The 25,396-nt window shown below is 62.4% G+C and carries 21 protein-coding genes; 13 read left to right on the top strand and 8 right to left on the bottom strand.

The features are described from left to right. Positions 1-181: 181 nt before the first annotated feature. Positions 182-1,309: a branched-chain amino acid ABC transporter substrate-binding protein gene (locus JYG36_RS06955; protein ID WP_045197827.1), complete on the bottom strand. Its 1,128-nt coding sequence runs from the start codon at positions 1,307-1,309 to the stop codon at positions 182-184. A 362-nt stretch (positions 1,310-1,671) separates the two neighbouring features. On the opposite strand from JYG36_RS06955, the gene JYG36_RS06960 reads away from it, so the two are divergent. Continuing rightward, a complete protein-coding gene (locus JYG36_RS06960; RefSeq protein WP_045197829.1) occupies positions 1,672-1,977 on the top strand; it encodes a DUF2288 domain-containing protein in 306 nt (101 codons plus the stop codon). A 179-nt stretch (positions 1,978-2,156) separates the two neighbouring features. Here JYG36_RS06960 and JYG36_RS06965 read toward each other — a convergent pair whose 3' ends face one another. Beyond that, complete coding sequence (locus JYG36_RS06965) at positions 2,157-4,337, bottom strand: hypothetical protein (protein ID WP_045197831.1); 2,181 nt, start codon at positions 4,335-4,337, stop codon at positions 2,157-2,159. Between the two features lie 201 nt (positions 4,338-4,538). Here JYG36_RS06965 and JYG36_RS06970 point away from each other — a divergent pair, with 201 nt between their 5' ends. After that, complete coding sequence (locus tag JYG36_RS06970) at positions 4,539-5,426, top strand: NAD(P)-dependent oxidoreductase (RefSeq protein ID WP_045197833.1); 888 nt, start codon at positions 4,539-4,541, stop codon at positions 5,424-5,426. Here JYG36_RS06970 and JYG36_RS06975 read toward each other — a convergent pair. After that, a complete protein-coding gene (locus JYG36_RS06975) occupies positions 5,326-7,602 on the bottom strand; it encodes a putative bifunctional diguanylate cyclase/phosphodiesterase (protein WP_045197836.1) in 2,277 nt (758 codons plus the stop codon). The genes JYG36_RS06970 and JYG36_RS06975 overlap by 101 nt on opposite strands. Before the next feature lie 278 nt (positions 7,603-7,880). Between JYG36_RS06975 and JYG36_RS06980 the strand changes: the two genes are divergently transcribed. Beyond that, positions 7,881-9,233: a spinster family MFS transporter gene (locus JYG36_RS06980; protein WP_045197838.1), complete on the top strand. Its 1,353-nt coding sequence runs from the start codon at positions 7,881-7,883 to the stop codon at positions 9,231-9,233. Between the two features lie 97 nt (positions 9,234-9,330). On the opposite strand, the gene rapA is transcribed toward JYG36_RS06980, so the two are convergent. After that, positions 9,331-12,177 (bottom strand): RNA polymerase-associated protein RapA, encoded by a 2,847-nt coding sequence (gene rapA, locus JYG36_RS06985; protein ID WP_213603455.1) that lies wholly within the window; start codon positions 12,175-12,177, stop codon positions 9,331-9,333. A 119-nt stretch (positions 12,178-12,296) separates the two neighbouring features. Between rapA and JYG36_RS06990 the strand changes: the two genes are divergently transcribed. From JYG36_RS06990 to JYG36_RS07015, 7 genes are all read left to right on the top strand, one after another. Continuing rightward, positions 12,297-12,983: a M949_RS01915 family surface polysaccharide biosynthesis protein gene (locus tag JYG36_RS06990; protein WP_195884853.1), complete on the top strand. Its 687-nt coding sequence runs from the start codon at positions 12,297-12,299 to the stop codon at positions 12,981-12,983. Between the two features lie 91 nt (positions 12,984-13,074). Continuing rightward, entirely contained in the window at positions 13,075-13,404 is a 330-nt protein-coding gene (locus JYG36_RS06995; protein ID WP_045197844.1) for a hypothetical protein, read from the top strand. A gap of 76 nt (positions 13,405-13,480) precedes the next feature. Further along, positions 13,481-13,645: a hypothetical protein gene (locus JYG36_RS07000; protein ID WP_213603457.1), complete on the top strand. Its 165-nt coding sequence runs from the start codon at positions 13,481-13,483 to the stop codon at positions 13,643-13,645. A 134-nt stretch (positions 13,646-13,779) separates the two neighbouring features. After that, positions 13,780-13,896 (top strand): cytochrome c oxidase subunit CcoM, encoded by a 117-nt coding sequence (ccoM, locus tag JYG36_RS26670; protein ID WP_010221102.1) that lies wholly within the window; start codon positions 13,780-13,782, stop codon positions 13,894-13,896. Positions 13,897-14,076: 180 nt separating this feature from the next. After that, the gene (locus JYG36_RS07005; RefSeq protein WP_093380218.1) at positions 14,077-16,065 is read left to right on the top strand and encodes an FUSC family protein; all 1,989 of its coding nucleotides are present in this window, start codon (positions 14,077-14,079) and stop codon (positions 16,063-16,065) included. After that, positions 16,052-16,258, top strand: a complete 207-nt coding sequence (locus tag JYG36_RS07010; protein WP_045197848.1) for a DUF1656 domain-containing protein — start codon at positions 16,052-16,054, stop codon at positions 16,256-16,258. The genes JYG36_RS07005 and JYG36_RS07010 overlap by 14 nt, the downstream gene beginning before the upstream one ends. An 11-nt stretch (positions 16,259-16,269) precedes the next feature. After that, complete coding sequence (locus tag JYG36_RS07015; RefSeq protein ID WP_045197850.1) at positions 16,270-17,139, top strand: efflux RND transporter periplasmic adaptor subunit; 870 nt, start codon at positions 16,270-16,272, stop codon at positions 17,137-17,139. 4 nt (positions 17,140-17,143) lie between these two features. Here JYG36_RS07015 and JYG36_RS07020 read toward each other — a convergent pair whose 3' ends face one another. Next, positions 17,144-17,902, bottom strand: a complete 759-nt coding sequence (locus JYG36_RS07020) for an SDR family NAD(P)-dependent oxidoreductase (RefSeq protein ID WP_213603459.1) — start codon at positions 17,900-17,902, stop codon at positions 17,144-17,146. A gap of 125 nt (positions 17,903-18,027) precedes the next feature. Here JYG36_RS07020 and JYG36_RS07025 point away from each other — a divergent pair, with 125 nt between their 5' ends. Then, entirely contained in the window at positions 18,028-18,945 is a 918-nt protein-coding gene (locus JYG36_RS07025) for a LysR family transcriptional regulator (protein ID WP_093380227.1), read from the top strand. Here the strand turns inward: JYG36_RS07025 and JYG36_RS07030 are convergent. Next, positions 18,884-20,098, bottom strand: a complete 1,215-nt coding sequence (locus tag JYG36_RS07030) for a GAF domain-containing sensor histidine kinase (protein WP_045197854.1) — start codon at positions 20,096-20,098, stop codon at positions 18,884-18,886. The two genes, JYG36_RS07025 and JYG36_RS07030, sit on opposite strands and share 62 nt — an antisense overlap. A 189-nt stretch (positions 20,099-20,287) precedes the next feature. On the opposite strand from JYG36_RS07030, the gene JYG36_RS07035 reads away from it, so the two are divergent. Beyond that, on the top strand, positions 20,288-20,611 hold the full coding sequence (locus JYG36_RS07035; protein WP_213603461.1) for a DUF2025 family protein: 324 nt from the start codon (positions 20,288-20,290) through the stop codon (positions 20,609-20,611). A 34-nt stretch (positions 20,612-20,645) separates the two neighbouring features. Here the strand turns inward: JYG36_RS07035 and JYG36_RS07040 are convergent, their stop codons facing one another. Continuing rightward, the gene (locus JYG36_RS07040; protein ID WP_213603463.1) at positions 20,646-22,088 is read right to left on the bottom strand and encodes an amidase; all 1,443 of its coding nucleotides are present in this window, start codon (positions 22,086-22,088) and stop codon (positions 20,646-20,648) included. Between the two features lie 105 nt (positions 22,089-22,193). On the opposite strand from JYG36_RS07040, the gene JYG36_RS07045 reads away from it, so the two are divergent. Next, positions 22,194-22,775 carry a TetR/AcrR family transcriptional regulator gene (locus tag JYG36_RS07045; RefSeq protein ID WP_213603465.1) on the top strand — a complete coding sequence of 194 codons (582 nt, stop codon included), beginning with the start codon at positions 22,194-22,196 and terminating at the stop codon, positions 22,773-22,775. On the opposite strand, the gene JYG36_RS07050 is transcribed toward JYG36_RS07045, so the two are convergent. After that, complete coding sequence (locus JYG36_RS07050) at positions 22,772-25,354, bottom strand: bifunctional diguanylate cyclase/phosphodiesterase (protein WP_045197863.1); 2,583 nt, start codon at positions 25,352-25,354, stop codon at positions 22,772-22,774. The genes JYG36_RS07045 and JYG36_RS07050 overlap by 4 nt on opposite strands. Positions 25,355-25,396 lie beyond the last annotated feature (42 nt).

The following is a 25,396-nucleotide window of genomic DNA, read 5'->3' on the forward strand; positions in this document are numbered from 1 at the left end:
CCCCGGCCTGGTCTTGTGGTCTTGGCCACTTCGGCACAGGCAACTGCCAGCGAACCGCTGGTGACGGTTTTAAGATTTTCAGGTGAACCTGCTCCCGGATCGCGGGAATCAGGCCCATGAACCTCGTAAAACAAAGCCCACTGCTCGCACAGTGGGCTTGTAGTCATATAGTCAGACGGGATTACTGAGGGGAAACTTCGGTTTTAGGTTTGCCGAAATGCCATTCGTAGACCACGAATTTGAAGTCTTTCAGGTCGCCTTTGGCGTCGTACGACAGGTCGCCGGTCGGGGTCTTGAAGGTGCCGGCATGGATGGCTGCAGCCACTTTATCGGTGTCTTCGGACTTGGCCGCCTTGATGCCTTCGGCGATCAGCTCGACAGCCGAGTAGGCCGGGAACACGAACGGGCCGCTTGGGTCTTTGCCGTCAGCCTTGATGGCATCGGCGATGGCCTTGTTCGCAGGGTCGGCGTCGAAGGATTTCGGCAGGGTCACCAGCAGGCCTTCGGAAGCGCCTTGGGCGATCTGCGAGATGGAGTCGTTACCGACACCTTCAGGGCCCATGAACTTGGCGTTCAGGCCTTTCTCCTTGGCTTGGCGCAGGATCAGGCCCAGCTCCGGGTGGTAGCCGCCGTAGTAGACGAAGTCGACATTGGCTTGCTTGAGCTTCTGGATGATCGAGGAGAAGTCCTTGTCGCCGGCGTTCAGGCCTTCGAACACGGCAACCTTGACACCTTTACCTTCGAGGGTGGTTTTGACCGCGCTGGCGATGCCTTCACCGTACTGCTGTTTGTCGTGCAGTACCGCAACCACTTTCGGTTTCACATGGTCGGCAATGTAGTTGCCAGCCGCAGGGCCCTGGGCGCTGTCCAGGCCGATGGTGCGGAAGATCAGCTTGTAGCCGCGGGAGGTGATTTCCGGGCTGGTGGCAGCCGGGGTGATCATGATCACGCCTTCGTCTTCGTAGATGTCGGACGCAGGCTGGGTGGAGCTGGAGCACAGGTGGCCGACTACGTACTTGACGCCGTCGTTGACCACTTTGTTGGCGACTGCCACGGCCTGTTTAGGGTCGCAGGCGTCATCGTATTCCTTGGCTTCAAGCATCTTGCCGTCGACGCCGCCCTTGGCGTTGATGTCCTTGATGGCCTGTTTTGCACCGATGAACTGCATGTCGCCGTACTGAGTGACCGGGCCGGTTTTCGGGCCGGCGATGCCGATCTTGATGGTATCGGCTGCAAACGAATGGCTGGCAACCCCGGCCAGAACCATTGCGGCAAACAGTTTGGAAATCTGCTTAGTAGCCTTACTCATAGTGCTCCACTCATTCTGTTGTAATTTTTATAGTCCTGGCGGCCAGAGCTTGAGGACCGGATCAGGTTCCATGAGAGGCCACGCCTCGTCACGGACCCGGATAACCCCCGGAACGGCCCTGGCAACTGTACCGGTACAGTGTAGAGCGCTGCTTTGTCGCTTGAAAAGCAGGCCCGCCGGGGCAAAAACCAGGGGTGTCGCCTAATCGACAGAAAGTTATAGAAAAACGCCGTTGTTTTGCCAGTTTCTCTGGTCAAACCCGGGCATTTACCACCTTGTCGATCAATTACTTATTTTGAAACTGGGTTTTTCTGCAAAAATACCGACCTTTATCGCGGTCGAATTATTTCTGGTAGGAACCCATGACAGATCAACCAAGCACCCTCTATGCCAAATTGCTCGGCGAGACAGCAATAATCGAGTGGAAAGCGCTGGAGCGTTTTTGGGCCAAGGGTGACCTGATTTGGGTCGAGCCGACCCTGGACCTGATCGATGTTGCACAGGCAATGGCCGAAAACCGTAGCGAAAGCGTCGCTGCATGGCGTAATGCTGGCACTGTCGGAGCGGTCACTGCAGAGCAGGCACTAGACCTTCAGAGCCGCGATCCAGAGATCTGGGCCGTGGTGGTCTCGCCGTTTATTGTGATTCAGGAAAAGACCAACGGCTGATCACGCGCCAAAATGGTGCGTGAAAATGCACAGCGGGATGGTTTTGGTGCGCGGGACTGTTCAGCCGGGGTGGCTGTTGGTAACAGTTGGGTGTGCCAAGGCAGTGCGGTAACAGTCTGATCGCGGGGCAAGCCTGCTCCTACCGATGTAGGAGCGGGCTTGCCCCGCGATGCTTTCAATCAGTAATCCACTTTGCCGGTATGGCTGTTCAACGAGATCACCCGGGTCTTGCCGATGCGGTGACGGTAGATTTCACGCAGGTATTTCACCGCTTTCTTCACGCATTCGCGTGACAGCCGGATGTCATTGATCGAGACGAACTTGCTCTTGTCGTTGATCAGCTCGCGGTATTTCTTTTCGTACATCGGTTTGATCGCGTACCAGTTGGTATCGAGGATCTTCGCCGGGTTCTCGAACTCGTTGAGCAGGTCATCGATGCGGTCTTCATCGAAGGCATCGCTGGTGATGAACTCAAGGATGGCATTGTCCAGGGTATCGTCGAAGCGGTACGGGTTACGCGCAAAACAGCGCTTGATAAAGGCCACGATCAGGGTCAGGAAGTCGTCCGACAGGCACGGGCTCTTGGCGATCAGGGTGGTCAGCGACAGGTTCGCCGAGGCACCGATCACCAGCGCATAGCGCTTGAGCGTGGTGTTGGGGAACAGGCTGTTGAGGTGAGTCTTGAGCCGGTTCAGGTCCATGTACGACAGCTTGTAGTCCTTGGGCAGCGACACGATCGACACCACCGACGAGCAGTTCTTGAAAAAATGCAGGTCGTGCAGCGCCGCCGCGTCGTAGCCGGAGGCCTGGTATTGCTCAAGGGCGGCGCGGTAGCGGCGGGATTCAATCGGCAGCAGGCTGATGCCTTCGATCGCCTGGGTCACCTTGTTGAAGTGCGGCAGGTCGATGGAGCGGAAGAACAGGTCGTCGATGTTCAGCCGCGGCTGCTCTTTCTCGAACACCTTGAATTTGTCCGAGCTGGGCGAGGGCTGTTCCGGCACTACCGATTCGGCGTAGGCGATGGCCACGGGGCCTGCCAGGCTCATGAACAGGTCGTTGGCATCCAGGCGGATGGTTTCGCCGATGTCGATGCCGGCACGACGGAAGTAGTTCTGGTCGTAGTCGGTGGTCACTGCCTGGGCGGTGAGGATGTTGAAGATCTGCTGGGAGATGTACTGGTTGGCGTGCTTCTCCATGGCGTTGACGTCGATGTTCTGGATGTTGCCGTCATCGTTCTCTTCGGCGTAGCGCATGATGTCGTTGGAGATCAGCATCATGGCGTTCCAGGGGCGGATGCGGCCCATGACGCTGGCCTCGCTGCTGTCTTCATTGTCGAAGTTGTACGAGAAATCCCATTCCTCGGACAGGTACTTGCACAACAACCGGCCGGCGTTGATGTGCAGGGCTTCGGACATTTCGCTGCGATGATCGGAGATGTTCGGCAGCACGCAGATACCGCTGGTGAAGATCGGCTCGAAGACGAACGAATGACCGCTCTTGCCATCGTTTTCGTCGGCCGGCTTGGTGTCGAAAGTCTTGTTCATGTACGAATATTGCTGGGCCAGGCCGAACTCCGAAGCCATGCCCGAGCCGGTACCGCCACCGGCGCTGAAGATGTAGAAATACAGGCGTGACTGGTTGGCCTTGATCCCGCAGGAGTCGATCAGGTACGAGTGGATCAGCTTCCAGTCGGCGCTGGAGAAGCGGTGGGTTTCCTTGTTGAGGATGATCTTGGCCAGGTACTGGCCGAGGATCGGCGCGTTACCGGCGCCACCGGCATGGACTTCCGACAGGTCCATGATTTTCATCTTGCTGTAGTCGCGGATAAAACCGCTCTTCTCACCCTTGCGCGAAAAACGGATGCGTCCGGCGATGTCCTTGTCGAGGTCGCCGAGCATCACCAGCGGCTCTACCAGGAACACCGGCTTGGTGCCCTTGTTCTGCACCAGGCGCAGGTTGTTGCGAATCCAGCGCGCCGGGCTGTAGTTCGGTTCGCTGCCGGCGCGGTCTTCGTTGTTGAATTCGTTGAGGTAGAAGGTCCTGGCGTTGTATACAAGTTCTGCGACATCCAGGGCGATGTTCGAGCCACAACGGCCCAGGCCAATCAGGCACACCGAGGGGAACTGCTGGTCCAGGCGCAGCTGGGTGTCGTCTTCGACATGCACGCTGGGCGGGAACACCAGGTCACGCAGGCCATCGAGGTTGTCGAGGATGCGCTGGATATCGGTTTCGGTGAAGTACAGGTACTGCTGCGGGTTGAGCGCCCGCGGGCTGTAGTAGCTCGAGCCGGGAGCGCTGTACGCGGGAGTGGGGGATGTCAGCTCGGAAACCGCGTTGGCAGAAGTAGTCTTGGAGGTCATTTTGCGCCATTTGCCTGGGGGTGGGTGGCTGTTCTAGTAGGTAGCATAGAGCCATCACTGGATGAGGTTCGCGACTGTATCAGTGCGCATTTGGCGTGGGCGATAGGGGTTAACCCGATGCCTGTGTAGGAGTTTTCCTTGCCACGCCTGCAAACTGAATCGTCCGATCAGTCAACTTCTTTAATCTGTCTGGAGCTGTACATGAGCACTGCACGTCCTTCGTTGGGGTTTGCCGGTATCGGGCTGATGGGCTTGCCCATGTGTCGGCGGTTGCTGGCCGCAGGTTATCCGCTGACGGTGTGGAACCGCTCGGCGGACAAATGCGCCGAATTGGTCAAGGCCGGTGCCCGCCAGGTGGCGACTCCGGCCGAGCTGTGCCAGCACGCCGAGGTGCTGATGCTGTGCCTGGCCGACACGGCGGTGGTGCGCGAGGTGGTGTTTGGTGAGCAGGGCATTGCTGGCGCAGGCAAGGCCGGCCAGTTGCTGGTGGATTTTTCCAGCCTCGAGCCGACCGCTACCCGTGAGATGGCCAGCGAACTGGCGGCGAAAACCGGCATGCACTGGCTCGACACCCCGGTCTCCGGCGGCACGCCAGGCGCCGAAGCCGGCACTTTGGCGATCATGGCCGGTGGTGAGGCGGCCGACCTTGAGCGCGTGCGCCCGCTGTTGTTGACCCTTGGTCAACGCGTGACCCACATGGGGCCGGTCGGGGCAGGGCAGGTAACCAAGGCCTGCAACCAGATGATCGTTGCCTGCAATGCGCTGGTGATTGCCGAGGTGGTGGCGCTGGCCGAGCAATCAGGCGTCGACGCCAGCCTGATCGCCGAGGCCCTGGCGGGTGGTTTCGCCGATTCAAGGCCGCTGCAGATCCTGGCCCCGCAAATGGCCGCCAGTCGCTTCGAGCCGGTGAAGTGGCACGTGCGCACCTTGCTCAAGGATCTGGATAGCGCGGTGAAATTTTCCCGCGAACAGGGTTCGTCGACCCCGATCAGCGGCCTGGCCGCCCAACTGATGCGCTTGCATGGTAGCCAGGGCTATCTGCAAAAAGATCCGGCGACACTGATTGATCTGTACCGGCGTAAGGATTGATGCTGCTCAGCGCCTGTTCATGGCGCTGGTTGAGTTCGCCCAGGATCGGCCGCAGTTCACCCAGTGGCACGGGCCGGCTGAGCAGGTAGCCCTGGAGGTAATCGCAGCCTTGCTGGGCGAGGAACTGGTACTGTTCGGTGGTTTCAACGCCTTCGGTGATCACCTGCAGGTGCAGGGTGTGGGCCATGACGATGATGGCCTGGACGATTTCCATGTCCTGGCGGCAACGCGGTACATCCTGAATGAACGAGCGATCGATCTTCAGGGTGTCCAGCGGCAAGCGCTTGAGGTAGGCCAGTGACGAGTAGCCGGTGCCAAAGTCATCGATCGACAGCGACACGCCCTGGGCGCGGATGCGCTTGAGCAGGGCGATGGTGTTGTGAATGTTGCCCATCAGCGCGTTTTCGGTGACTTCCAGCTCCAGCTGGCGCGCCGGAATGCCGGCCTGACGCAGGGCATCTTCGACTTCCTGGGCCAGTTCTTCGCGGGCCAGGGTCAACGCCGAGCAGTTGACGGTCACCTTGAGCCCGTCGTAACCGTGGCGGTTGAGCTGGGCCAGGTCTTCGCAGGCATGGCGCAACACCCATAGGTCGAGTTCGGCGATCAGGCCGTTGGCTTCGGCAATGCCGATGAAGCGGTCCGGGCTGAGCAGCCCGTGCTGTGGATGTTGCCAGCGCACCAGGGCCTCGAGCTTGGCCACCTGGCCGCTGTGAAGGTCGAAAATCGGTTGGTAGTGGATGCGCAGGCCACGTTCTTCGAGCAGGGCGATGCGCAGTTCTTCTTCCAGTTGCAGCTCGAGGGTGGCGCGGGTTTTCAGGTTGCTGTTGAAGAAGTTCAGGTTGTTGCGCCCGCAACCCTTGGATTGATACAGGGCCAGGTCGGCGTTTTTCAACAGCTCGTCACAACTGCGGCCATCATCGGGGAACACGCTGATACCAATGCTGGTGGTCATGACCATGCGCCGACCGGCCAGGTCGATCGGCTCCTTCATCTTCTGCATGATGCGCTGGGCCAGGTGCCGGGCCTCATCGCGGCTGTGCAGGGCGGTGAGGATGCAGAACTCGTCGCCACCGAAACGGGCGACCACGTCCTGGCTGCGGGTGGCGGTCTTGATGTGCGCGGCAATCACCTTGAGCAACTCGTCGCCTGCATCATGGCCGAGGCTGTCGTTGATGCGCTTGAAGTGATCGATGTCGAGGAACATCACCGCCAGCATGCCGTCATTGGCGGTTTGCTCGGCCAGGCGCTCGGCGAACACCTGGTTGAAGCCGCGGCGGTTGACCAGGTTGGTCAGGGCGTCGTAGTGGGCGGCCTGCTGCAAGGACACCCGGGCCTGGTCGAGCTGGCTGAGCAGCACGTTGACCCGGCGCAGGTCGTGCTCCTTGCTTTGCAGCTTCTTGTCCGAGAGCGCGGCGCTGATGCTGCTGGCGCTGATCAACAGGGTAATGAAGGCGATGGTCAGGCTCAGTTGCAGGCTGTTGTCGCTGACCGGCAGCGACAGCGCGGTGTCCGCGGGTAGTACCAGGGTCAAGGCGGCCATGCCCAGCAGATGGGTCGCGACAATGCCGCCGGCCATCAGCAGGCTGGCGCCGTATTTCATCAGTTGAAAGAGGGTGCCGCTGCCATTGCGCAAATAACGGGCGAACAGCAGCGCCGCGAGGCTGGTGGCGATGGCGGCAGCGACCGAGGCGGCGAACAGGTCGGGGCGATAGAACTGCTGGGCGCTGGAGCGCATGGCGGCCATGCCGGTGTAGTGCATGGCAATGATCCCCAGGCCGAAGCACACCGCCGCTTGCAGGTAGTGGCGCGGCAGCAGTTGCTGGCGGCTCAGGGTATTCATGGCCATCCAGCCGGCCAGCAGCATGATCAGCAGCGAGACCCCGGTCAGGGCCACGTCGTAGTGAACCTCCAGCGGCGTTTGCAGGGCCAGCATGCTGATGAAGTGCATGGCCCAGATGCCGCCAGCCAGACAGCAGGCGCCGAGCAAGCGCCATTGCCGCTGGGCCGCGGGTTGCTCGACGTGGCTCAGGCGCTCGGCCATGTCGAGGGTGGCGAAGCTACCGGCACAGGCGATCAGAAAGGCAAGCAGCACCAGGTAGGGGTTGTGCCTGCAATCGAGAAGGATCTGTCCGGTTGCCGGAAGTTCGGCGAGCATTTGCAGCCCCAGCCACTCCATAGCATGCCTCTTTTTCGAGTTGGCACTCGTCCCCCTATAGCCCGCTTGGAGACCGTTGTGCAGGAGTATAGGAACTCAGCATTAGTCCATCCTGAATAATGGCATATTGATTCCTACGATTTGGTCATTGAACCAATAGCGCCAGGTTCTAAAACTGCAAATGGTTACAATTACCCGGTATCAGTCCGGTCAATGGTGGCAGACAGATCGGCAAGTGCCCTCTAGATTCAGTTCGGCGTGCTGGAAAGCCCCGAACAATAATAACGAGGGACTGATCGATGCAGAGCTCCACTCAAGCGGCCAACGCCTGGCGAATCCTGTTCCTGCTGTTTCTGGCCAACCTGTTCAACTTCTTCGACCGCACCATTCCCGCCATCATCATCGAGCCGATCCGCCTGGAATGGCACCTGAGCGACTTTCAGATCGGCTTGATCGGTACCGCCTTCACCCTGGTCTATGCCATTGCCGGCCTGCCGCTGGGGCGCCTGGCCGATAACGGTTCACGCAGCAAACTGATGGGGTGGGGGCTGATGGCCTGGAGCGGGTTGACAGCGGTCAATGGCATGGTCGGCAGCTTCTGGAGCTTTTTGCTGGTGCGCATGGGCGTAGGCATCGGTGAGGCCAGCTATGCGCCAGCCGCCAACTCACTGATCGGCGACCTGTTCCCCGCCGAGAAGCGCGCGCGGGCCATGGGCATCTTCATGCTCGGCCTGCCGTTGGGCCTGTTGCTGGCGTTCTTCACCATCGGCGCGATGGTGCAGGCCTTTGACAGCTGGCGGGCGCCGTTCTTTATCGCCGCAGTGCCCGGGTTGTTGCTGGCGCTGTTCATGTTCATGATCCGCGAGCCGGCGCGCGGCGCGGCGGAGTCGGTGGCGATCTCCCAGGCGCCCGTGGACCGGCCGTTGCGCCGGGTTCTGAGTGTGCCGACCTTCTGCTGGCTGGTGCTTGCGGGCCTTACCTTCAACTTCGCCACCTACGCCTGCAACTCGTTCATGGTGCCGATGCTGCAGCGTTACTTTTTGCTCTCGCTGCAGCAGGCCGCGGTGGCCACCGGGGTCATTGTCGGCCTGACCGGGCTGGTTGGCCTGACCCTTGGCGGCTGGATTGCCGACAAGGTACACCAGCGCTTTGCCAACGGGCGCTTGTTGTTCGGTGCCCTGAGCATGCTGATCGCCACCCTGGCCACCGCCTGGGCACTGCATGCCGGGCGGATCGAGATCGGCGTGTTCGTGGCGGTGTTCGGTGTCGGCTGGTTGTTTGCCTACAACTTCTATACCTGTGTCTACACCGCGATTCAGGATGTGGTGCAGCCGCGTCTGCGGGCCACGGCCATGGCGCTGTTCTTTGCCGGGCTTTATCTGCTCGGTGGCGGCCTGGGGCCGGTGGTGGTGGGGGCGCTTTCGGACCATTTTGCCGTGGCGGCCATGCAGGCAGCGGGGGCGGTGCAGATGAGCGAGGCATTCAAGGCTGAAGGCCTGCACGGGGCGATGTACCTGATACCGGTGGCGTTGATGTTGACGCTGGTGTTCCTGCTGCTGGCCTCGCGGTGCTTCAGCCGGGATGCGCAGAGGATGCGCGAGGGGATGGTGGCTGATAGTGAGGAGGCAGCGGGCAAGCTTGCACAAGCCTGAGGGACCTCATCGCCAGCAAGGCTGGCTCCCACAGGGTTCGATCTTTGCCAACAGATCCTGTGGGAGCTGGCTTTGCCAGCGATGAATACGACGCGGTTTATCCGGCCACCAGCACCCGAATCGCTTCCAGGCGCAGCGCCGCTTTATCAAGCATCGCCAGGCCTTGTTCGCGCTGCTTGCGCAGGGCGTCGATTTCGCTGTCGCGAACGGTCGGGTTGACCGCTTGCAGGGCGATCAGGCGCGCCAGCTCTTCATCGGTTTGCGCCGCCAGCCGGCGTTGGGCTTCGGCGACACGTTCGGCATGGCGCGGCATGATCTTGGCTTCGCCGTCGTTGATCCGCGGCGCCAGCACGTCGCGCTGGGCCTGGATGAACTTGTTGGCGCTGGCCTTGGGCACGCTCTCGAGCTGGTCGTTGAGGGTCTCGAAGGACACCCGCGAAGCCAGGTCGTTGCCGTTGGTGTCGAGCAGGCAGCGCAGCGCGGCCGGCGGCAAGTACCGGCCCAGCTGCAGGGCGCGCGGAGCCACCACTTCACTGACGTACAGCAGCTCCAGCAGCACGGTGCCGGGCTTGAGCGCCTTGTTCTTGATCAGCGCCACCGAAGTGTTGCCCATCGAACCGGACAGCACCAGGTCCATGCCGCCCTGGACCATCGGGTGCTCCCAGGTGATGAACTGCATGTCTTCACGCGACAGCGCCTGGTTGCGGTCGTAGGTGATGGTCACGCCTTCGTCGTCGCCCAGCGGGAAGCTGGCGTCGAGCATTTTTTCGCTCGGCTTGAGGATCAGGGCGTTTTCCGAGTGGTCTTCACTGTCGATGCCAAACGCGTCGAACAGGGTTTCCATGTAGATCGGCAGGGCGAACTGGTCATCCTGCTCAAGGATCGCCTCGACCAGCTCCTGGCCTTCACCGGCGCCACCGGAGTTGAGCTCCAGCAAACGGTCGCGACCGCTATGCAGCTCGGCTTCGAGGCGCTCGCGTTCGGCATGGGCCTCGTCGACCAGCGCTTGCCACTCATCGTCATCGCCGCTTTCGAGCAGCGGCAGCAGGCGCGGGCCAAACTGGTGCTGCAGGGCGTTGCCGGTCGGGCAGGTGTTGAGGAAGGCGTTCAGGGCCTGGTTGTACCACTGGAACAGGCGCTCTTGCGGGCTGTTCTGCAGGTGCGGCACGTGCAGCTCGATGGTGTGCTTCTGGCCGATGCGGTCCAGGCGGCCGATACGCTGCTCGAGCAAGTCCGGGTGGGCTGGCAGGTCGAACAGCACCAGGTGGTGGGCGAACTGGAAGTTGCGGCCTTCACTGCCGATTTCCGAGCAGATCAGCACCTGGGCGCCGAATTCTTCGTCGGCGAAGTAGGCCGCAGCGCGGTCGCGCTCAAGAATGCTCATGCCTTCATGGAACACCGTCGCGGGGATACCGGAACGCACGCGCAGGGCGTCTTCCAGGTCCATGGCGGTTTCGGCGTGGGCGCAGATCACCAGGACCTTGACCCGCTTGAGCATCTTCAGGGTGTCGATCAGCCAGTCGACCCGAGGGTCGAAGCGCCACCAGCGCTCTTCTTCGCTGCCTTCGCTCTGGGACTGGAAAGCAACCTCAGGGTACAGCTCGGCGTGCTCGCCCAGCGGCAGCTCCATGTACTGGTCGGGGTTGGGCAGCGGGTAGGGGTGCAGGTTGCGCTCAGGGAAACCCTGGACCGCCGCGCGGGTGTTACGGAACAGCACGCGGCCGGTGCCGTGGCGGTCGAGCAACTCGCGAATCAGGCGGGCGCTGGCCTGGGTATCGCCATCGTTGACCGCAGCCAGCAGGGCTTCGCCTTCGGCACCGAGGAAACCCTCGATGGTGGCGTGGGCCTTGGGCGACAGGCGGCCTTCGTCGAGCAGCTCCTGGACCGCTTCGGCTACCGGGCGATAGTGCTCGCTTTCGGCGCGGAACGCGGCCAGGTCGTGGAATCGGTTCGGGTCGAGCAGGCGCAGGCGCGCGAAGTGGCTGTCCTGGCCCAGTTGCTCCGGGGTCGCGGTGAGCAGCAGCACGCCGGGGATGACCTCGGCCAGTTGCTCGACCAGGGCGTACTCGGGGCTGACCTGGTCTTCATGCCAGACCAGGTGGTGCGCCTCGTCGACCACCAGCAGGTCCCAGCCGGCGGCAAACAGCGCGTCCTGGGCCTTTTCGTCTTCAGTCAGCCATTCCAGGGCAACCAGCGCCAGTTGGGCATCCTCGAAGGGGTTGCTGGCGTCGCTTTCGATAAAGCGCTCGGCATCGAACAGCGCGACCTGCAGGTTGAAGCGCCGGCGCATTTCCACCAGCCACTGGTGCTGCAGGTTCTCCGGGACCAGGATCAGCACACGGCTGGCGCGGCCCGAGAGCAACTGGCGATGGATCACCAGGCCGGCTTCGATGGTCTTGCCCAGGCCTACTTCGTCGGCCAGCAGAACCCGCGGGGCGATACGGTCGGCCACTTCACGGGCGATATGCAACTGGTGGGCAATCGGTTGCGCGCGGGTGCCGCCCAGGCCCCAGAGCGACGACTGCAACTGACGGCTGGTGTGCTCGAGGGTGTTGTAGCGCAACGAGAACCACGGCAGCGGGTCGATCTGCCCGGCGAACAGGCGGTCACTGGCCAGGCGGAACTGGATGAAGTTCGACAGCTGGGTTTCCGGCAGGGTACGCGCCTGGTTCTGCGCGTCGAGGCCGTGATAGACCAGCAGGCCGTCGACATCCTCGACCTCGCGCACGGTCAGCTTCCACCCTTCGAAATGGGTGATCTGGTCGCCAGGCGAGAAGCGCACCCGGGTCAGGGGCGCATTGCGCAGGGAGTACTGGCGGGTGTCGCCAGTGGCCGGGTAGAGCACGGTCAACAAGCGGCCGTCCTGTGCCAGAACGGTCCCCAGACCTAGCTCGGCTTCGCTGTCGCTGATCCAGCGTTGCCCCGGTTGATACTGCTGCGCCATACTGCCTGACTCCCGCCATGAAAAAGCCGACTATCTTAACGGATAGCTCTGTGCAGACCAAAGAGTCTAGCAACTTCATCGACGAAAACCGCTGTCGCCATTGAGGGCCCGATACAGCCATGCCGATCTCCAACCCGTGGTTCATCCGAACGCTGGCCGTGGCGGGCGTGCTTCTGCTGGCTGCCTGTGACAACAAAGGTTTCGAAATTCTGGCGCCGATTCCCGCTGCGCAACTCGAGGCCCTGGGCGTGCAATCGCCGCTGCAGAGCGTGCATTACCACGACCGCGAGGGCGAAGGTTTGCTGGTGCTCAGCCGCAATGACGACCAGGTCAGCGATGAAGAGACCGATCAGGACGTCGATCGCGTGGTGCTCACGGCAACGCTGTATGAGCGCCAGGGCGATGACAGCTTCAAGCCGCGCTGGAAGATCGAGAACGAGACCACCTGCTCCGGGCTCGACCTGGATGTCGGCTTTTATACCGACGTCAGCGGCGTCAGTGACCTCGACAACAACGGCCTGGCCGAGCTGACGGTCGCCAGCCACGCCTTTTGTGGCGGCGGCGTCGACCCCCATGAACTGCGTGTCGAGTTGCGTGAGGGCCAGGCCAGCTATGCTATCAATGGCCAGTCGCTGATCGCTATCGAGGGCGAGCAGCCATATGGCGGTGAGCGCGAAGACAGCCCGTCGCTCAAGGATGCACCACAAGTGTTGCGCGATCACGTGAACGACGTCTGGAACAAAGTGCTCAAACGGCCGTGGAGCGAAGCCCAGCCCGCCCCGACGGACGAGGACGAAGAACAGTAGCCGGCAACTGTGAAGCGCCCCGCACATTTTGCCGGCACTGGCTCAAGGCCCGTGGCCATCAGCCGACACACTGGCGACAGGAGATCATCCCATGCTGCCGCCCCTCATCCCGCTCAGTGCTGCACCCGTGACACAACAACTGGACCCGGTAAAGCCGACGCCAGACATCAAGCCCGTGGTCCCGGCGCAACCGAGCTCCAGCGACAGTACCATTGACCTCAAGCAGCGTGACCCGGAGCAGGCCGCGATCCTCTTGCGCGAAGAGCAGCGCCGCCAGCAGCGCCGACGCCCGTCGAGCCAGGACGAAGAGCTGTACCAGGCGTTGCCCGGCGATGAAGTCAACGCCGACAACACCGTGCCGGTGGCACCCTTGATGGGTGAGCAGCCGCGCCAGGGGCTGCTGGTGGACATCGAAGTCTGAAGATACAAGCGCCACTGGTCAGCGCCGGCTGCAGCCTTCATGATTGCAGCACTGCAGTCAGCTTTCCGAGCCCGCCATGAGCCAAGAAAACAACCTGATCGACCTCGGTGCCGAACGTGCACGCCGGGTCCACGACCTCAATGAAAAGCGTCTGAACGAAGTTCGTCAGGCGTTCGAGCAGGCCATGCCGCTGGCCAAGGCCAAGAAGAAAAAGCCCAAGGGCAAACCCAAGAAGCGTTGAAAACTTGATGCAGGTCAAGCCTGCACCCGCCTTGCGCGCCCGGTTCCGGGCGCTATTGACCTCGGTCAATTTCCTCCCCCGAGCCATTCGCTACCTTAAGCCCATCGGACAGGTTCAGGCGAATGGAGGCCGACATGTTCTTCGATAATGTGGTTATCGCTGGAGTGATTACGGTCGGTCTGATGCTGATGTTCTTCGTCGGATTCGGAATATTCATCTGGAAAGACTCGAACAAGCGCAAAGAGCGCTGATCCTTTCCAGTCACGAGCACGCAAGGCATTTAGGGCGACTTCGGTCGCCCATTTTTTTGTCTGGTGAAAAAACCTTTCAGCTCCTCTGGACTATTAATAGTTAGCTAGCTAATAATTAAGCCATGAACTTCTCGCTTCATCCTGACTATCTTTACTACACCGTCGTTCAAGGTGCGTCCCGTGCCCATCACGTTGCAGGCCCTGCTGGCGCCAAACAAAACCGCTGTGCAATTTGCCCTCAAAACCCTGCTTGGTGGCGGCCTGGCCCTGTGGCTGGCGCTGCGCTGGGGGCTTGAGCAGCCGGCCTGGGCGCTGATGACCGCGTTTATCGTTGCCCAGCCGCTGTCGGGGATGGTGGTGCAGAAGGGCCTGGCGCGTCTGCTCGGCACCCTGGTCGGCACGGTCATGTCGGTGCTGTTCATTGGCGCCTTCGCCCAGACCCCGTGGCTGTTCCTGTTCGCCCTGGCCTTGTGGCTGGCGCTGTGCACCGCCTGCTCGACCTTGCTGCGCAGTGCCTGGGCTTATTCGTTCGTGCTGGCCGGTTACACCGTGGCAATCATCGCTTTGCCGGCCATCAACCATCCGCTGCTGGTGTTCGACCAGGCGGTGGCGCGCTGTACCGAAATCTGCCTGGGGATTGTCTGCGCCACGGCCACCAGCGCCTTGCTCTGGCCGATGCGCGTCGAGCAACAGCTGAGCGGGCAGGCGCGCCAGGCCTGGCAAAGCGGGCTGCAGGCCGCCAGCGCTGCCTTGAGTGGTGAAGAACAGGGGCGCAAGGGCCTGCTGGAGATTCTCGGGCGCATCGTGGCGGTGGATTCCCAGCGTGAACATGCCTGGTTCGAAGGCAGCCTCGGCCGTCAGCGCGCCCGGGCGATTCGCGGGCTGAGCCAGAAACTGCTGGTGCTGCTGCGCATTTCCCGTTCGGTGCGCCGGCAATGGCGGCAACTGGATGAACAGCAGGCGCAGCACCTGGCGCCGTGGCTGGAAGAGGTTCAGGCGCTGCTGGCCAGCCCCGACCAGGCCAGCCTGTTGCTGTTGCGCCAGCGTGTCTGGGATGCAGCCCACGATGAGCAAATCAGCTCCGCCGAGCATTACTGCCTGGCGCGCCTGACCTTGCTGCTGGACAACGCCATGGCTGCGACCCTAGCCCTGCGTGGGGTAGAGGAGGGCAAGCCGGCCGTCGATGTACCCGACAGCCTGGCGGTTCACCGCGATGTATCGCTGGCGCTGCTGTTCGGCTCGCGCAGCGCCCTGGCGTTCCTGGCCATGGCCAGCTTCTGGTTGGCCACTGCCTGGCAGGCTGCCCCCGGTGGCCTGGTGCTGACCTGCGTGGTCTGCAGCTTGTTCGCCAGCCGCGAGAATGGCGCGCAGATCGGCATGAGTTTTTTGCGCGGGATACTGTTGGCGATACCGGTGGCATTCGTGGTCGGGCAGATCCTCCTGCCGGAGCTCAGCGGTTTTGCCATGCTCTGCCTGGCCATGGGCGTGCCGCTGTTCTTTGGCGCCCTGGGCATGGCCAATCCGCGTATTGGCGCCACCGCTACTTCTTATTGCCTGCACTTTATCGTGCTGGTGGCGCCGCTCAATGTCATGAGTTTCGATGTCGCCAACTTCTTCAACAGCGCCCAGGCCATGCTCATGGGGGTCGGCGCCGCAGTGCTGGCGTTCAAGTTGCTGGTGCTGCGCAACCCGGCCTGGCATGGCAAGCGCCTGCGCGCTGCCACCCAAAGCGATCTGGTGCGCCTGACCCGCCGCGACCTGCGCGGCGCCGACAGCTGGTTTGGTGGACGCATGGCCGATCGCCTGTTGCAACTGGCCCGGCACTACGGCGCCTTGCCCGAACAGGAGCGCGGGCGTTGGGACGATGGCCTGCACGGCCTGGATATCGGCGACGAGCTACTGCACCTGCGCATGTGCCTGGCAGTCGCCCAGGCGCCGGTGGCCGCCGCCGAGCGCCAGTACCTGCAACAACTTGAATCAGTATTGGCCAGCGGCCCGGCCCCGGGGCGTGGCCAGCGCCTGGATGCGGCCAGCGAGCAGTTTATCGACGCACTGCAGAGCGTGCCTTCGAGTGACCCGCTGCGCCTGGCCATCGGTGCTGTGCTGCAATTGCAGAAGAGCTGGGGCAAGTGGTGCCGTCGACAGGAGGAAATCCATGGGCTTGCGTGAATGGGCGCTGGGCGGTGTGTTGCTCAGTCCGTTTCTGCTGTATGTGTTGTTGGCCTTGCTGCTGACCGGGGTGTTGCGCCTGTTGTTGCGCTACACGCCGTTGGGGCGCTGGGTCTGGCATGAGGCGTTGTTCGACTGCGCGCTGTTCGTTTGTATTCTGACCCTGGTGACCCACGTGCTGGGGCCGTTATAAGGAGTGTGACCATGCGTGCTGCTGTACGTATCGCAGTAACCCTGTGCCTGGTGGCGGTGGCGATTTTTGCCGGCTGGAAGCTCTGGCAGTACTACATGCTCACGCCCTGGACCCGTGATGCGAAGATTCGCGCCGACGTGGTGATCATTGCCCCGGACGTATCTGGCTGGGTACGTGAGCTGAAGGTGCGTGACAACCAGCAGGTCAAGGCCGGCGAGTTGCTCATGTCGATCGACCGTGACCGCTTCGAGGCCGCCCTGGACAAAGCCAACGCCGTGGCCGAAACCCGCCAGCAACAACTGCGCCTGCGCGAACACGAAGCCTCGCGCCGTGCCGCCCTCGGCCCTCAGGCGATCAGCGCGGAACTGCGCGAAAATGCCCAGATCAACGCCGCCGTTGCCCGTGGCGAATTGCGCGAAGCGTTGGCTGAGGTCAAGGTCGCGGCCATCAACCTGGCGCGCAGCCAGGTCAAGGCGCCGCGCAGCGGGCATATCACCAACCTGCGCCTGGCCGAAGGCAACTACGTCAATGCCGGGCAGGCGGTGATGGCCCTGGTGGACGACTCGACCTTCTACGTCCAGGCCTACTTCGAAGAGACCAAGCTGCCACGCATCCGCGTCGGTGACCCGGTCAAGGTCTGGCTGATGAGCGCTGGCGAGCCTATGCAGGGGCATGTCGAGAGCATCAGCCGCGGCATCACCGACCGCAACGCCAACCCCGACAGCCAGTTGCTCGCCGAAGTAGAACCGACCTTCAACTGGGTGCGCCTGGCCCAGCGCATTCCGGTGCGGATCAAGCTTGATCAGGTACCTGAAGGGGTCAACCTCAGCGCCGGCATGACCGCCAGTGTGCAGGTGCGCGAGGACCAAGTGCAGCGCTGAGCGCTTAAAGAAACATGCCGCCGGAGACTTCCAGACGCTGGCCGGTAATCCAGCCGCCGCCATCGCCAAGCAACAGGGCAACCGCGGCGCCGATGTCGTCTGGCAGGCCGACCCGGCCCAGGGCGGTGTTGCCGGCGATAAAGTCATTGACCTCGGTGTTGTCACGCACCACGCCGCCGCCGAAATCGGTTTCGATCGCCCCCGGGGCGAGGATGTTGACGCGAATGCCACGCGCCCCTAGCTCTTTGGCCTGATAGCGGGTCAGCACCTCCATGGCGCCTTTCATGGCCGCATAGGCGGCATAGCCGGGCAGGGCAAAGCGGGTCAGGCCGGTAGAAATATTGACGATCCGGCCCTGCTCGGCAATCAGCGGCAGCAAGCGTTGGGTCAGGAAGAACGGGCCTTTGAGCTGGATATTGAACAGCTGCTCGAACTGCGCTTCGCTGGTTTCGCTGAACGGTGCATTGATACCGATGCCGGCATTGTTGACCAGAAAGTCCAGCTGCTGACGGCCAAACACCTGTTGCAGGGTGGCGCTCAGCCGGTGGGCAAAGGCCTCGAAGCTGGCGCTATTGCTCACGTCCAGTTGCAGCATGGCCGCTCGAACGCCGCTGGCCTCAAGGGTTTTGACCAGCGCCTGGGCTTCGTCGGCCTTGCTGTGGTAGGTGCCGATGATATCGATGCCCTGGGCAGCCAGGTGCTGGGCGGTGTTCTTGCCCAGGCCGCGGCTGGCGCCGGTGATCAATGCGATTTTGCGGGTCATGGTGTGGTCCTCGTGGTCGAACCGGTGGCTGAAGTCGGGAGGAGTTTATTGGTCGCACATGGGCTGATAAATCCACCGAAATCGGAAATACTGGTCGGATAATCCGAACAGTTGGATGCCCCTTCATGAACAAGCTGGAACTGCTGCGCACCTTTGTCCGGGTCAGCGAGCTGGCAAGTTTTACCTTGGCCGCCGAGAGCCTGGGGTTGCCGCGCTCGAGTGTCTCCGAACAGGTTCAGGCCCTGGAAACGCTGCTTGGCGCGCGCCTGTTCAATCGCACCACGCGGCGGGTGCAGGCGACCCAGGATGGCCTGCAACTGTACGAGCGTAGCAAAGACCTGCTGGGGCGCATGGATGAGCTGGAGGGGCTGTTTCGCACGGATGCCGCCGCCCTCAGCGGACGCTTGCGCATCGATCTGCCGACCTTGGTGGCACGGCGCATCATCTTGCCGAACTTGCCGCAGTTCGTTGACCGCCACCCGGGCCTGACCCTGGAAATCAGTTGCACTGATCGCCAGGTCGACCTGCTGCGTGAGGGTTTTGACTGCGTGCTGCGCATCGGCATGTTGAGCGACCTGAACCTGGTCGCCCGGCCCCTGGGTAGCTTGCCCATGATCAATTGCGCGAGCCCCGCCTACCTGCAGCGCTTTGGTACACCCACCCGCCTGTCGGACTTGGCCAACCACCAGTTGATTCACTATGTGAGGCAACTGGGCGCCCGCAGCCCGGGCTTCGAATATCAACAGGATGGCGCCACGCGTTACCAGGCCATGCCCGGGGTCATCACCGTCAACAGCAGCGAAGCCTACGAAAGCGCCTGCCTGGCCGGGCTGGGGCTGATTCAGGCACCGGCCGCAGGTTTGCGCGAGTACATCGAGCGCGGCGAGCTGGTACCGGTGCTGCAGGCCTTCAATGCGCCGCCGATGCCGGTGTCATTGCTTTACGCCGGGCAACTGCACCTGCCGCAACGGGTGCGGGCATTCATGGACTGGCTGGCGCAGTTGCTTCAGGCACCACTCGATCAAGCGGCAAGCGAAAGGTAAACAGCGTACCGGCTTCGGCGCTCGACACCACCTCCATGCGCCCGCCGTGGGCCAGGGCAATCTGGTTGGCGATATACAGGCCCAGGCCCAGACCGGGTTGCGGCGCATCATCGCGTGGCCGTGAAAAGGGCTGGAACAACTGCGCCATCACCTGGGGTGCAATCGGTTCACCGAGGTTGTGCACACCGAGGACGAACACCCGCTCGCGGATATCGGCCATGACATTTACCGGGCTGTCGGCGGCGCCGTGGGTGAGGGCGTTGGCAATCAGGTTGGACAGCAGTTGGGTGACCCGTTCACGGTCGCATTGGATGTCGCCGAGATCGCCGATGTTCAGCCGAATCAAGCGCTGCGGATGCACCCGTTGCAGCTCCGAAGCCACGTGGCTGAGGGCGTCGGCCAGATCCGGGCAGGGTTGGACGTTGATCATGATGCCGTTGCCCAGGCGGCCACGGGCAAAATCCAGGACATCGCGGACCAGCTGGTTGGCGCGCCGGCCACAGGTCAGGATGTGCTGGGCGATGGCGCGGCTTTTTTCGTCTTGCAGGCGCTGGCTGAGCAGTTCGGCACCGGCGGTGATGGCGAACAGCGGATTGCGCAGGTCGTGGCCGAGCACGGCGATGAACTGTTCACGCAAGTCGGCGATGGCGCGTTCTTCTTCCAGGGCCTGTTCGGTTTGCTGGGCGTTCTCTTCGCTTTCGATCTGGATCGACAGCAGGCGGGCGAAGGACTCCATCATCGGCTGGATGGCGCTGCCCTTGAGATTGGCCGGCAATGGGTCGAGGGCGCAGATGGTGCCGAAGAAGCTGCCGTCGGTGCGAAACACCGGCACCGAAATATAGCTTTCGAACTTGTAGATACGCGGGGTGTGGTGGTTGCAGTACAGCTCGTCTTCGCTGGCCTTGTCGATCACGATGGTCTGGTGGCTGGCGCGGATCTCGTGACACAGGGTGGTGATCAGGTCGAGTTCGCCGCCGACCTCCAGGCCAAAGCCCAGCGAGTCGAGCACCGCGCAGGCCGTCCAGCTGCTGTCGGTGACCCGGGCGACGGCGGCGAAACGCAAGCCGGTGGTCTCGCAGATCACCTGCAGGATGGCCGGTACTGCGTTGATTCGGCTGATCGTGGCGATATCGGAAGTGACGGCGGTGCTCATGAATCATCCACGTTCGCTGACTACTGGAAGGCGTTGAGAAAGATAAGTCTAGCGAGCAACTGCCGCTTGGGTAAAAAAATCCTTTACCGAATGCGATGAATTTCCATTAACCTTGATCCCCGAGTTGCCCGCCAGAGCGCAACCCCTATCGCCCAGCGTGCCAATCCCCTTTTTCAAGTGAGGTTTGACATGCACATCACATCCCAGGATATCTGCGCCGCTGCTGACCAGCTCAAGGGCTTTGTCGGCTTTCATCGCAAGCTTGGCAAGCACATCGTGCGTTTCAGCGAAGACTCGTTCGGCATGGACGTGGCTGACGACAGCATCACCCCGAGCAACGAATTCGTCTGGCAGGCCGCCGAGGCCGAGGTCATGACCTTGAGCCGAACCTTGATCGAGATTCTTCTGGCGCAGAACGTCGATGAACGGTTGAATGTGACCGAGCCGTTGCGGGTTTACCTGCGCCGCAAGGATTTGCCAGAGATCGCCGCGCAGCGACGGCTGCGGGCCTGAGCGGCCACATCGCCGGCGTTGCCGGCGGTGCTTTTCAACTATGCGCCGCCCAGACCGGCGGGGTGCGCCCGCGCCAGGGCAACGCCTGCTCCAGTTGCCCGGCCAGGCTCAGCAGCAGGCGCTCCCCCGCAGCCCCGGCGGTAAACTGCATACCCACCGGCAAGCCGCTGGCTGCATCCTGATACAGCGGCAGCGACATCGACGGCGTACCGCCGATGTTGGCCAGGGCGGTGAAAGGCGAGTGGTTGAACACCCGGTGCATCCAGCCCAACCCGTCGAGCTGTTCCTGGCCGGCGTTGTAGGCGCCGATCACCGGCGGCAACTGGCTCAGGGTCGGGCTCAGCAACAGGTCAAAACGCTTGAAGAACCCGCCCAGTTGCCGGGTGACCTGATTGCGCTGGTCCATCGCCGCCAGCAGGTCGGTAGCCGGCAGCGCCTGGCCGTAACTGTGAAGCGCCAAGGTTGCCGGTTCAAGCCAGTCAGCATCGAGCGGGCGACCCGTCTGGGCACTCAATGCGTCGAGCCAGGCTGCGGTATTGCTGGCCCAGAAGCGCGCGTTCATCTCGACAAAAGCATCCCACGACAGGCCGATGTCCAGGTCTACCTGATCGCACTGGTGGCCAAGACCTTCAAGGGTGCGGACCAGGCCCTGTAGCGCCTCGAGCATCAGCGGATCGCTGCGCTGGCCATTGAGCGGATGCAACTGCACGGCAATTTTCAACGGCCCAGGCGCTTGCTTGAGCGCACTCAGGTAACTGCCCTGTGCTGGCGCCACCTGGAACGGGTCACCGGGTTCTGCCCCGGCCATGCAATCGAGCAGCAGGGCGCTGTCACGCACCGAACGGCTGAGCACCCCCTGTACCGCCAGGCCGTTCCAGGCCTCGTCCAGGAACGGCCCCATGGAAATCAACCCGCGGCTGGGCTTCAAGCCAAACAAGCCGCAGGCTGCAGCCGGCACCCGGATCGAACCGCCGCCATCGGTGGCATGGGCCACCGGCACCATGGCGCTGGCTACCGCTGCTGCCGAACCGCCGCTGGAGCCACCGGCGCTGCGGTTCAGGTCCCAGGGGTTGCGGGTCGGGCCGCACAGGCGCGATTCGGTGGTGGTGCTGATCGCCAGTTCCGGGACGGTAGTGCGCCCCAGGGTGAGCAATCCTGCGCGGCGAAACCGCTGCATCAGGAACGAGTCGGCACTGCTTCCGGTGCCCTGGGCCAGGCGGCTGCCGAACTCATGAGCACGGCCCTGCATGCTGATCGCCAGGTCCTTGATCAGAAACGGCACGCCATACAACGGACCTTCAGCAGCGCTTGGCAGAGGTTCGTCGTGCCAATGTTCAGCCAGCGCATTGAGCCGGGGTTCGACGTTGGCGATGGCTTGCTGCGCCGCAGCCTGCACTTCAACGGCACTGACTTGCCTTCGAGCAATCAGCTCGGCCAGGCCGATGGCATCGAATTGCACATATTCACTCACCTTCATTGCGCACTCCCGGGGCAATTGACGATAAAATACCGATGGGTATCGAGCGATACTCAAGAGTATAGAGTGATACTGATTAGTATCGTCGTCAACCGGAGTCTGCCCATGCGTTCGCAACGAATCGCCCGCTTGCCCCCGCGCGAGCGGGTCCTGGATGCCGCCCACGAGCTGTTTTTCAACGAGGGCATCAGCCGCGTCACCGTCGATGCCATTGCTGCCAAGGCAGAAACCACCAAGATGACCGTGTACCGGCATTTCGAATCCAAGGACGTGCTGGTAGTGGAGTGGTTGCGTCTGTTGATGGCCGAATACGATGAGCTATGGGCGCGCCTGGCCGAACAGTTCAACGGCCAGCCGACGCGACAGATCCTCGGATTTGCCGAATTCCTGGTCCAGGAACCGCTGCTGTCTTCGCACCGTGGCTGCGCCTATACCAACACCCTGGCGGAGTTGCCGGTGTGTGGCAGCCCGGCACGCGAGTTGATCGAGGCGCACAAGCGTCGTCAGGCGGCGCGCCTGGTGCGCTTGTGCAAAGAGGCAGGGATGGTAGAACCGCAGCAGGCAGCGTTCGAACTGACGCTGCTGCTTGAGGGGGTACAGATCGTTGCGCAGAACAAGGGCTTCGACCAGGTCGGGCCGAACCTGCTCAAGCTGGTGCGGGCGCGGTTGGGGTTACCTGCGGCCTAGGAGACGCTGGCGCGGTTGTTGTCGGCAGATTGCAGCAGCGCCTCGAAAGCCAGTTTGTCGATCGGTTTGCTCAGGTAGTAGCCCTGCACCTCGTGGCATTGCTCCTTGCCCAGGGCCTTGAGTTGCTGCTCGGTCTCCACCCCTTCGGCGGTCACGGTCAGGCCCATGGCCTTGCCCAGGTTGATGATCGCCTGCACCACGGCGCGGTCGTTGCCATCGCTGCTGAGCCCGGCGATGAAGCGCTTGTCGATCTTGATGCTGTCGAACGGGTAGGTACGCAGGTAGCCCAGCGACGAGTAACCGGTGCCGAAGTCATCCATGTTCAGGCGCACGCCCAGTTCCTTGAGCGCGTTCATGGTGCCCAGCGCACCTTCGATATCGTTGAGCATCACGTTCTCGGTGATCTCCAGTTCCAGGCGCTGGGCTGGGAAGCCGGTCTCGACCAGAATCTGGTGAACATCCCTGACCACGTCGCTGCGCGAGAACTGCGCAGGCGAAAGGTTGACCGAAACCAGCAGGCCGGCCGGCCAGTTGCGCGCGGTTTCACAGGCTTCGCGTAGCACCCAGCGGCCCAGAGGCACGATCAGGTCGGTCTGCTCGGCCAAGGGGATGAAGGTGTCCGGGCCTAATAGACCCTCGACTGGATGCTGCCAGCGCACCAAGGCCTCGACCGAGACGATCTCGAGGGTCTCGAGGCGGTAGCGGGGCTGGTAGTGAAGGATGAACTCGTTGTTTTTCAGCGCCTTGCGCAAGTCGTTTTCCAATTGACGGCGGTACTGGATCTGCTCGTTCATCTCTGGCGAGAAGTAACGCCAGGTGTTCTTGCCCTCGGCCTTGGCCTGGTACAGGGCGATGTCGGCGCAGCGGATCAGCTCGCCGGCATCGAAGCCCTGCAGGCGCGTTTGCGCCACACCGAGGCTGGCGCCGATGTGCAGGGCCTGTTCTTCGAAGTAGATCGGCTGGTGCAGGCTGTCGATCAAGCGCGCGCAAAAGCGGTCGATTTCGTTGCGGCTGTCCATGCCGTTCATCACCAGCACGAACTCGTCGCCACCCAGCCGCGCCACCAGGTCGCCGTCACGGGTCGATTCGCGCAGGCGCGCGGCTACCTCAAGCAACACGGCGTCGCCGGCAGCGTGGCCGAGGGAATCGTTGATCGGCTTGAAGCTGTCCAGGTCAAGCAACAGCAAGGTCAATGGAGTGGCGTCCTGGCCCTTGAGCAATGCCTGATCAAGAAAGCGTGAGAGCTTGTTGCGGTTGGCCAGGCCCGTCAGCGCGTCGTGCATCGACAGGTGCTGGATGCGCGCATGGGCCGCCACCTCATCGGTAATGTCGCTGGCGGTGCCGCGATAGCCGACCAGCTTGCCATCGAACACGATCGAGCGCGCCGAGACCCGGCAGAAGCGCACCTGGCCGGTATGGTCGCGGTAGGCGCAGCGCAGGTTGGCGACCTGCTGCGAGTCGGAATCGGCCTGGTTGTCGAGCCACTGGATCAGCGGCGTGGTCTCGCAACTGAGCAATTGATTGAGCGGCTGGCCCAGCCAGTCTTCACTCTGAAAACCGGTCACGGCGACGAAGCGCTGGGACAGGTAGCTGAGGCGGTGATGGCGGTCGGTTTCCCAGATCCAGTCCGAGGCCGCCTCGGCCACGGCGCGAAAGCGTTGCTCGCTGGCTTCCAACGCCAGGTTGCTGGCTTGCAGGCGGCGCAGGTTGGCATCGATTTGCCGTGAAGTGCGCAGGGCATAGCGGAAGAAGTACACCATCAGCAGGCCCAGCACCAGCATGGCGCCAAGCAGCGGCGGCAACACGGCCCAGAGCAGTTGGTCGCCAGGGCGCGGGGTGATCCAGTCGAGCCGGTAGCCGGTGTCGCCGAGCATCAGGCTGGGCTGGTCCGCCAGCGGCGCGTCGGCTTTTTCGATGTGCATGCCGGCAAGGCCGACACCGGTGCCCAGGCGGGTGAGTTTTTCCGGGGTCAGCTGATCGACGAAGAGCATGACCGAGGTGGTTTGCGGGTCGATGCTCAGCACCTCGTCGTCCGGGCGAATGGCGGCGGCAACCAGCACGGCGGGCCAGCCGTTGAACAACACATGCTCGGTGATCTGCTGGCGCTCGGCTGCAACTTTGCGCGCCTTGGCGATAATCGGGCCCAGCGGGTTCTCTATATAGGTGCTCGCTGGCGCCTTGCTCAACTGGCCTTTGAACAGGGCGTATTTGGTGGTTTGGTCATCGACGACGAACACCCCTTCGTAGCCGCTGGCGGTGTACAGCGAATCGCCGACGTTCTTCTCGTCATAGGCCCAATGCAGGTCGGGGCTGGCATTGAGGTGCTCGTAAGCGGCGTTCCATACCGCATAGCTGGAGAGAAACTGGCGCGACGACTCCAGGCGCTGGTCCAGGGCTTTATGGGCGTAGAAACTGCTTTTCTCCCGCTCGTTGGCATTGAGCGTGGTGGCGATGTTGAACAATGCCCCCAGGGCGATCAGGCAGGCCAGGGCGAACAACGCGGCAATCGCGGCAATAAGCTTGCGCGTCTGCAGGCTGGGGCGCTGGCTGGCTGGCGGAACATCGGCAATCCTGTCCATACGCGAGCTGTTCCTTAATGAAGCAGCATCCCTGCGGCCGTA

The organism is Pseudomonas sp. SORT22 (assembly GCF_018417635.1).
Taxonomy (GTDB): domain Bacteria; phylum Pseudomonadota; class Gammaproteobacteria; order Pseudomonadales; family Pseudomonadaceae; genus Aquipseudomonas.

Coding starts and splice junctions, on each gene's coding strand:
- JYG36_RS06955 (WP_045197827.1), bottom strand. CDS start 1,309: ATGAGTAAGGCTACTAAGCAGATTTCCAAACTGTTTGCCGCAATGGTT.
- JYG36_RS06960 (WP_045197829.1), top strand. CDS start 1,672: ATGACAGATCAACCAAGCACCCTCTATGCCAAATTGCTCGGCGAGACA.
- JYG36_RS06965 (WP_045197831.1), bottom strand. CDS start 4,337: ATGACCTCCAAGACTACTTCTGCCAACGCGGTTTCCGAGCTGACATCC.
- JYG36_RS06970 (WP_045197833.1), top strand. CDS start 4,539: ATGAGCACTGCACGTCCTTCGTTGGGGTTTGCCGGTATCGGGCTGATG.
- JYG36_RS06975 (WP_045197836.1), bottom strand. CDS start 7,602: ATGGAGTGGCTGGGGCTGCAAATGCTCGCCGAACTTCCGGCAACCGGA.
- JYG36_RS06980 (WP_045197838.1), top strand. CDS start 7,881: ATGCAGAGCTCCACTCAAGCGGCCAACGCCTGGCGAATCCTGTTCCTG.
- rapA (WP_213603455.1), bottom strand. CDS start 12,177: ATGGCGCAGCAGTATCAACCGGGGCAACGCTGGATCAGCGACAGCGAA.
- JYG36_RS06990 (WP_195884853.1), top strand. CDS start 12,297: ATGCCGATCTCCAACCCGTGGTTCATCCGAACGCTGGCCGTGGCGGGC.
- JYG36_RS06995 (WP_045197844.1), top strand. CDS start 13,075: ATGCTGCCGCCCCTCATCCCGCTCAGTGCTGCACCCGTGACACAACAA.
- JYG36_RS07000 (WP_213603457.1), top strand. CDS start 13,481: ATGAGCCAAGAAAACAACCTGATCGACCTCGGTGCCGAACGTGCACGC.
- ccoM (WP_010221102.1), top strand. CDS start 13,780: ATGTTCTTCGATAATGTGGTTATCGCTGGAGTGATTACGGTCGGTCTG.
- JYG36_RS07010 (WP_045197848.1), top strand. CDS start 16,052: ATGGGCTTGCGTGAATGGGCGCTGGGCGGTGTGTTGCTCAGTCCGTTT.
- JYG36_RS07015 (WP_045197850.1), top strand. CDS start 16,270: ATGCGTGCTGCTGTACGTATCGCAGTAACCCTGTGCCTGGTGGCGGTG.
- JYG36_RS07020 (WP_213603459.1), bottom strand. CDS start 17,902: ATGACCCGCAAAATCGCATTGATCACCGGCGCCAGCCGCGGCCTGGGC.
- JYG36_RS07025 (WP_093380227.1), top strand. CDS start 18,028: ATGAACAAGCTGGAACTGCTGCGCACCTTTGTCCGGGTCAGCGAGCTG.
- JYG36_RS07030 (WP_045197854.1), bottom strand. CDS start 20,098: ATGAGCACCGCCGTCACTTCCGATATCGCCACGATCAGCCGAATCAAC.
- JYG36_RS07035 (WP_213603461.1), top strand. CDS start 20,288: ATGCACATCACATCCCAGGATATCTGCGCCGCTGCTGACCAGCTCAAG.
- JYG36_RS07040 (WP_213603463.1), bottom strand. CDS start 22,088: ATGAAGGTGAGTGAATATGTGCAATTCGATGCCATCGGCCTGGCCGAG.
- JYG36_RS07045 (WP_213603465.1), top strand. CDS start 22,194: ATGCGTTCGCAACGAATCGCCCGCTTGCCCCCGCGCGAGCGGGTCCTG.
- JYG36_RS07050 (WP_045197863.1), bottom strand. CDS start 25,354: ATGGACAGGATTGCCGATGTTCCGCCAGCCAGCCAGCGCCCCAGCCTG.